Source organism: Sphingomonas paucimobilis NBRC 13935 (assembly GCF_000739895.2).
GTDB lineage: Bacteria > Pseudomonadota > Alphaproteobacteria > Sphingomonadales > Sphingomonadaceae > Sphingomonas > Sphingomonas paucimobilis.
Map to the genome: position 1 here is coordinate 96,679 of NZ_BBJS01000004.1, position 7,206 is coordinate 103,884.

The 7,206-nt window shown below is 65.9% G+C and carries 6 protein-coding genes; 2 read left to right on the forward strand and 4 right to left on the reverse strand.

Features of this window, described 5'->3' with window-relative positions; genetic code table 11:
• Positions 1-19 precede the first annotated feature (19 nt).
• Entirely contained in the window at positions 20-277 is a 258-nt protein-coding gene (locus SP6_RS01365) for a SemiSWEET family transporter (RefSeq protein WP_197913059.1), read from the reverse strand.
• A gap of 99 nt (positions 278-376) precedes the next feature.
• On the opposite strand from SP6_RS01365, the gene bluB reads away from it, so the two are divergent.
• A complete protein-coding gene (bluB, locus tag SP6_RS01370; protein WP_007406635.1) occupies positions 377-1,000 on the forward strand; it encodes a 5,6-dimethylbenzimidazole synthase in 624 nt (207 codons plus the stop codon).
• Between the two features lie 131 nt (positions 1,001-1,131).
• On the opposite strand, the gene SP6_RS01375 is transcribed toward bluB, so the two are convergent.
• Positions 1,132-2,028, reverse strand: coding sequence for a DMT family transporter (locus SP6_RS01375; protein ID WP_016510906.1), 897 nt, complete (start codon positions 2,026-2,028; stop codon positions 1,132-1,134).
• A 91-nt stretch (positions 2,029-2,119) separates the two neighbouring features.
• On the opposite strand from SP6_RS01375, the gene proS reads away from it, so the two are divergent.
• A complete protein-coding gene (proS, locus tag SP6_RS01380; RefSeq protein ID WP_035386813.1) occupies positions 2,120-3,652 on the forward strand; it encodes a proline--tRNA ligase in 1,533 nt (510 codons plus the stop codon).
• 158 nt (positions 3,653-3,810) lie between these two features.
• On the opposite strand, the gene SP6_RS01385 is transcribed toward proS, so the two are convergent.
• On the reverse strand, positions 3,811-4,779 hold the full coding sequence (locus SP6_RS01385) for a glutathione S-transferase family protein (RefSeq protein WP_016510905.1): 969 nt from the start codon (positions 4,777-4,779) through the stop codon (positions 3,811-3,813).
• A gap of 181 nt (positions 4,780-4,960) precedes the next feature.
• On the reverse strand, positions 4,961-7,159 hold the full coding sequence (gene rnr / locus SP6_RS01390; protein ID WP_007407116.1) for a ribonuclease R: 2,199 nt from the start codon (positions 7,157-7,159) through the stop codon (positions 4,961-4,963).
• Positions 7,160-7,206 lie beyond the last annotated feature (47 nt).

Here is a 7,206-nt window from a genome sequence, read left to right on the forward strand (position 1 = left end):
GGTGAGGGTAGGTTCCGGATCAAAGGGCGGTGAACAACGAAATCCCGCCCAGGATCACCCCCGGCGCATTGGCGAATACGATCGGCCAGTCCCGCTTCTCCCGCATAAAGCCATAGGCGACCCAGAGCGAGCAGTTCACCATCGTCGCCAGCGGCTGGATCGTCGATCCCTTCTGTCCCGCCAGATTAAGCTGTATCTGGTCGATATAGGACAGGTACATGGCCACGGCGGTTGCGGTGGCGATCCAGCCGAGCAGCATCAATTTCCGTTCGCTCACGGGCGCTTGGTCTCCTTCTCATGACAGGTAAATCGATTGAAGCGAGGCCTCCCAACGCGCAAGCGAAGCGGGATGCTCCGAGCCGGAGAAGGGACGAAGATGCGCTTTGACCAAACCCAGGCCGCGACGCTGGAGACGATCCTGCGTTGGCGCCGCGATGTCCGGCATTTTCTTGACCATCCGATCGACGAGGCAGCGCTGGCGCGGCTGGCGGAGGCGATGGCGCTGTCTCCCTCGGTCGGCAATGCGCGGCCCTGGCGGGTGATCCGAGTGGAGGACGCCGCCCTTCGTGCCGCCGTCCGGACGAATTTTCAGCAATGCGATGCAGAAGCGGCGGCGGACTATGCCGATGAACAGGCGGCGGCGTATCGTGCGCTGAAACTAGCAGGGCTGGACGCCGCACCGGTGCAACTGGCGGTCTTCACTCATATCGATCCGGCGGAAGGCCACGGCCTGGGCCGTCGCACCATGCCGGAGACGCTGCGCCAGTCGACGGCGATGGCGATCCATACGCTCTGGCTCGCGGCGCGGGCGGCCAATCTGGGGATGGGGATGGTGTCCATCCTCGATCCGCACGCGATGGAGCGGTTGTTCGCGGTGCCCGACGACTGGGTGTTCACGGCCTATCTGTGCCTGGGCCACGCCGAATGGGATGACGATACGCCGTTGCTCCACCGCGCCGGGTGGCAGGAGAATAGCCCGACGCTGTGGGAGGTACGCTGATCCTCCCCGGTACGGGGAGGGGGGACCGCCGCGAAGCGGTGGTGGAGGGGGCTTACCGCGAGGGACGCCCCATGAAAGAAGCCCCCCCTTCGTCAGGCCTCTGGCCTGCCACCTCCCCGTACCGGGGAGGATCAATCCTCCGGCGCGGCCGTGACCGTCTGTTGCTTGCCCAGCTGCTGTTCGCGCCACACGATGAACAGCCCGCTGGCGATGATCACCGGCGCGCCCAGCCAGGTTCCCATGGTCGGCAACACGCCGAAGATCAGCCAGCCATAGACGGTCGCCCAGATCAGCCCCGAATAATCCATCGGCACCACCGCCGCGACCGGGGCCAGCCTCGACGCGCCGGTCAGCGCGATCTGCCCCATGCCCCCGACCAAGCCGACCGAGGCCAGCACCACCCAGGTCAGCGTGTCATGCGACTGGAGATGGAAGCTGTAGGGAATGGCGATGAAGGGCAGGGTCAGGATGGTGAAATAGAAGACGGTCGTCCCCGCCGGCTCGTCGCGCAACTGGCGCAGCACGATGGCGACGATCGCGACGAACATCGCCGCCATCAGGCCGACGCCCGCGCCAAACAGCGACATGTCGTTGGCTCCTGGCCTCACCACGATCAGGACGCCGGCGAACCCGATCAAGACTGCGCTCCAGCGCTGGATACCCGTCCGCTCACCCAGCACCAGCGCCCCGAGCAATGTCGCGAAGATCGGCACGGTGAACTGAAAGGTCGTCGCCTCGGCCAGCGGCAGCAACATCACCGCGCCGAAGGTGAAGACCATCCCGACGAGCCCGATCATGGCCCGCGTCGCGTGCCCCGTCAGTCGGGTGGTGCGCAGCGATTTCAGCCCTGGTCCCGCCATGACGAAGGCCAGCACCACCGGCAGGGCACAGGCCTGGCGCCAGAACATGGTTTCGAACAAGCTCGCCCCACGCGATTCGGCCAGTTTTACGAGCGCCGACATGGTCGACAGAAAGAAGATGGCGATCAGGCGCAGGCCGATGCCTTTCAGCACGCGGTCATCGGACATGGGGGCGCTCCTAACCCTTGCGGCGCGGTGGCGAAAGGCCGGAACCGCCGCCCTCTTGGCGAGCATGGGTCTTTGCCGCTATCGGGCGGGTATGAAGCACGCTCTGTCCGTCACCCGCGACGCGGATTTCTCCGCCTGGTATCAGTCCGTCATCGCCGAGGGCGATCTGGCCGAGGAATCGGGCGTCCGCGGCTGCATGGTCATCCGCCCTTGGGGGTACGGCATCTGGGAGCGGATCCAGCGCCTGCTCGATGACCGGATCAAGGCGACGGGGCATGAGAATTGCTATTTCCCGCTCTTCATCCCGCTCAGCTATTTCGAGAAGGAAGCCGAGCATGTCGACGGCTTCGCCAAGGAAATGGCGGTCGTCACCCATCACCGGCTGATCGCCGACGGCAAGGGTGGCCTCGTCCCCGATCCCGAGGCGAAGCTGGAGGAGCCGCTGGTCGTGCGCCCGACGTCGGAAACGGTGATCGGCACCGCCTTTGCCCGTTGGGTCCAGTCGTGGCGCGACCTGCCCGTCCTCATCAACCAGTGGGCGAACGTCGTCCGCTGGGAAATGCGCACCCGCATGTTCCTGCGTACCGCCGAGTTCCTGTGGCAGGAAGGGCACACCGCCCATGCCACGGTCGATGAGGCGCGGGCCGAGACGCTCCAGATGCTGGAAGTCTATCGCAGCTTCGCCGAGGATTGCCTCGCGATGCATGTCATCGCTGGTGAGAAGCCCGAGAATGAGCGCTTCCCCGGCGCGGTCGAGACCTATTCGATCGAGGGGATGATGCAGGACGGCAAGGCGTTGCAAGCCGGGACCAGCCATTTCCTGGGCGACAATTTCGCCAAGGCGCAGAATATCCGCTTTCAGAATGCCGAGGGCGGGCTGGATTTCGCGCAGACGACCAGCTGGGGGGTGTCGACCCGGATGATCGGCGCGATGATCATGGTGCACGGCGACGATGACGGCATGCGCGTGCCGCCCAAGGTCGCGCCGTGGCAGGTGGTGATCGTCCCCATGCTGCGCGACCAGCCCGAGGACGAGGCGCTGCTCGCCTATTGCCGCGACCTGCAAAAGGAGCTGGTCGGCCAGTCGGCGCTCGGCGAGCCGATCCGCGCGATGGTCGATGCCCGCGCGCAAAAGGCTGCGACCAAGCGCTGGGGCTGGGTCAAGAAGGGCGCGCCGGTGGTGATCGAGGTTGGCGGTCGCGACATGGCGGGCGGCAATGTCTCGGTGATCCGCCGCGACCGGCTGTACCGTGAGGACGGCAAGCTGGATTCGGTCGTGCAGCCGCGGGGCGATTTCGTCTCGGGCGTCGAGGCGCTGCTGGCCGACATTCAGGGTGAACTGCATCGCGAGTCGACCGAGCGGCTAAAGGCGCAGATCGTACCGGTCGATGACTGGGCGGGCGTCGAGGCGCATTTCGCCGAAGGGCAGAAGAACCCCGGCTGGGTCGATGTCCGCTGGGCCAAGCCGACCGGCGAGGAACTGGAACAGGTGGTCGAGAAGCTGAAGGGCTTGAAGCTGACCATCCGTAACGCGCCGATGGGCCAGACGGGTTGCGATGACGGTCCCTGCATCTTCACCGGCCGCGAGGCGGTGGAGCGGGTGCTGATCGGGCGCGCCTATTAACCCCTGCCGTTAAAGCTTTGACCATCCCGGCGGGGGCCGGGGTCCAGTCACGACGGCGTTTGGGAGGCGCTGGCCCGGTCGCCTCCCAATCGATGTTCGCCCGCTTCATTGAAGACACGGCACCTGGGCCCCGGCCTCCGCCGGGGCGGTTTAGCGTATTAATTGTGAACCAGCCCTACCCAAGGCAAGTCCGGCCCGGCGGGTATGATCCCGGTCGGGTTCAACTCCAGATGGCTGGCATAATAATGCGTCTTGATGTGATCGAGATGCACCGTATCCGCTATCGCCGGGATGGCCAGCATCCGTTCCAGCAGGCCCTCCAGGGCAGGATAATCCTGAATCCGCCGGACATTACATTTGAAATGCCCGTGATAGACCGCGTCAAAGCGGACCAACGTGGTGAACAGCCGGATATCCGCCTCGGTCATCCGGTCGCCGACCAGCCATTCGCGGTCCGTCAGTCGCTCCTCCAGCCGATCCAGTTCGGCGAATAGCGGCGCGACCGCTTCGTCATAGGCCTCCTGGTTTTTGGCGAAGCCGCATTTGTACACGCCGTTATTCACCCGGTCATATACGTCCGCATTTACCGCATCGATTTCGTCGCGCCGCTCGGCGGGGTAATAGTCGCCCTCCGATGCGCCCAGTTCGTCAAAGGCGCTGTTGAACATGCGGATGATCTCGGCGGACTCGTTGCTGACGATCGTATCGCGCTGCTTGTCCCATAGGACCGGCACCGTGACCTTGCCCGAATAGCCCTCGCGCGCACGGGCATAGAGTTGCCAGAGAAAATCCGAACCATGCAGCGGGTCGCCGGTCCCGCCGCGCTCGGTGGCGAAAGTCCAGCCATCGTCGCGCATCAGTGGATCGACCACCGACAGGTCGATCATCGACTCCAGCCCCTTCAGCGCCCGGACGATCATCGTCCGATGCGCCCAGGGGCAGGCATAGGAGACATAGAGGTGATAGCGTCCCGGCTCGGCGCGGTGGCCGGTCTGACCGTCGGGGCCGGGCTCGCCGTCCGCCGTCACCCAGTCGCGGAAGCCTGAGTCGGGGCGCTTGAAGCTGCCCTTCTCGTCCGATTTGAACAGTCCGTCGGCGTGCCAGACGCCGTCCACCATATTGCCCATGCATGATCTCCTTTGGGAAGGTTACGCATGGGGACGGGGAGCGATCCCACGATCCTCCCCGGTACGGGGAGGTGGCAGGCCGAAGGCCTGACGAAGGGGGGGCTTCCACAAAGGACTGGCCCGGCGGCACGCCCCCTCCACCATCCTTCGGATGGTCCCCCTCCCCGTGCCGGGGAGGATTTTAGCGCCGTTTACCGTTATGCCGGATGTTCGCCGGCCGTCCGCGCCGCTTCAGCACCCGGCGCGGTTCAGGCTTGGCGCCCTTGCCGTCGGGGAGTTCGAAGCGCAGCGCGCCCGACACCGGGTTCGCCTCGGCCAGTCGCAGCGGCAGGCGTTGGCCCAGTTTATAGATTTCGCGGGTCTTCTCGCCGAGCAGTTGCTGCGAACTCTCGTCATAATGGAAATAGTCGCCGCCCAGATCGCGGATCGGCATCAGCCCGTCGCCGCCCACGCCGTCGACCGTGGCGAAGAAGCCGAAATTGGTGACGCCGGTGATCCGCGTCTCGACCACCTGCCCGACATGCTCGGCCAGATAGGCAGCGACATAGCGGTCGATCGTCTCGCGCTCCGCCTCCATCGCGCGGCGCTCATATTGGCTGATCGACGTGCCCAGCCGCTCCATCTCGTCGCCCTCGGGCAGCAGGCCGCCGTCACCCAGCTTGTACGCCCCGACCAGCGCGCGGTGGACGACCAGGTCGGCATAGCGCCGGATCGGCGAGGTGAAATGCGCGTACGACCCCAGCGACAGGCCGAAATGCCCCTGATTGACCGGCGCATAATAGGCCTGGGTCTGCGAGCGCAGGATCTGCTCCATCACCTGCGGCTTGAAATCGGCGTCGCCGATCTTGTCGATGATGCGGTTGAAGGTCGCCGGGCGGATCACCTGGCCCATGGCGAAGGGGATGTCGAAGGTTTCCAGATACTCCTTCAGCGCCACCAGCTTGGTGCGGCTGGGCACTTCATGGACGCGGTACATGACGGGGGCCTTCTTCGCCTCCAGCGCCTTGGCGGCGGCGACATTGGCGGCGATCATGTAATCCTCGATCAACCGGTGCGCATCCAGCCGATCGCGCGGCGCGACCGACAGGATGCGGCCGCGCTCGTCCAGCACCACGCGCCGTTCGGGCAGGTCGAGGTCGAGCGGCTCGCGCGCATCCCGCGCCTTGGCGAGTGCCGCCCAGCAGTCCCAGAGCGGGCGCAGCGCCGTCTCGGTGAGTGGATGCGACAGTTCGCCGTCGATCGCGGCCTGGGCATCCTCATAAGCGATGTTCGCCGCCAGCCGCACGACCGCGCGGGTAAAGCGGAAGCCCTTGAGCTTGCCGTCCTTGGTAATCTGAAGATGACAGGCGAGCGCGGCGCGGTCTTCGCCCTCTTTCAGCGAACAGACATCGGCGGACAGAATCTCGGGCAGCATCGGGACCACCCGGTCGGGAAAATAGACCGAATTGCCCCGCCGCCGCGCATCCTTGTCGATCGCCGAGCCGGGGCGGACATAGAAGCTGACATCCGCGATCGCGACGATGGCGCGCCAGCCCTCGGGGTTGGCGGGATCGTCGTCGGGTGCGGCCCAGACCGCGTCGTCATGGTCGCGCGCATCGACGGGATCGATCGCGACGATCGGCAGGTCGCGCAGGTCTTCGCGGTCGTCACCCAGCGGCTGACGTGCGACCCGCTCCGCCTCTTCCAGCGTCTCGGGCTGGAAGCGGTCGGGGATTTCGAATTTGTGGATGGCGATCAGCGAGAAGCTGCGCGGCGCGAAGGGATCGCCCAGCCGCTCGGTCACGCGCGCGGTGATGCGCGGCGGGCGGCCGGCTTTCTCGGCCAGCACCAGATCGCCGGCTTCCGCGCCACCGGTATCGGAGACCATCCACTCGCGCCGTTCCTTCTTGTCGACGCTGGTCAACCAGAAGCGCCCTGCCTCCTCGCGCAAGACGCCCAGCACCTGTTCGGCGGCGGGGGCGATCGTCTTCATGACATGCGCGATCCAGCCGCCGCCCGCTTCCTCGGTCCGGGCGAGCACGCGCTGGCCGATGCCCAGACTCCCGCGCTTGCGTTCGCGGATGCGCAGGCGGGGAATGGGGATGCCGTCCGCCTCCCAGCGCTCCGGCTGGCCCCAGACATTGCCGCCGTCATCGACATCGACGATGCGCAGCACCGTCACCTTGGGCAGCCCGCCCATCTTGTGAAAGGCGCGGCCGGGGGCACTGTCGATCAGCCCTTCGTCGGCCATGTCCTTGAGCAGCGCCTTCAGCCCGATCTTCTCCTGCGCAGAGAGACCGAAAGCGCGCGCGATCTCACGCTTGCCTGCCGGCTGGTCCGACTGTTCGATGAAGGTGAGGATTTGCTCACGGGTCGGCAGACCCGGCTGGGGTTTTTTCATGGGAAAGAGATAGGGGGTAGGGCGGGCGGCGTCACCCCCGGACGTCC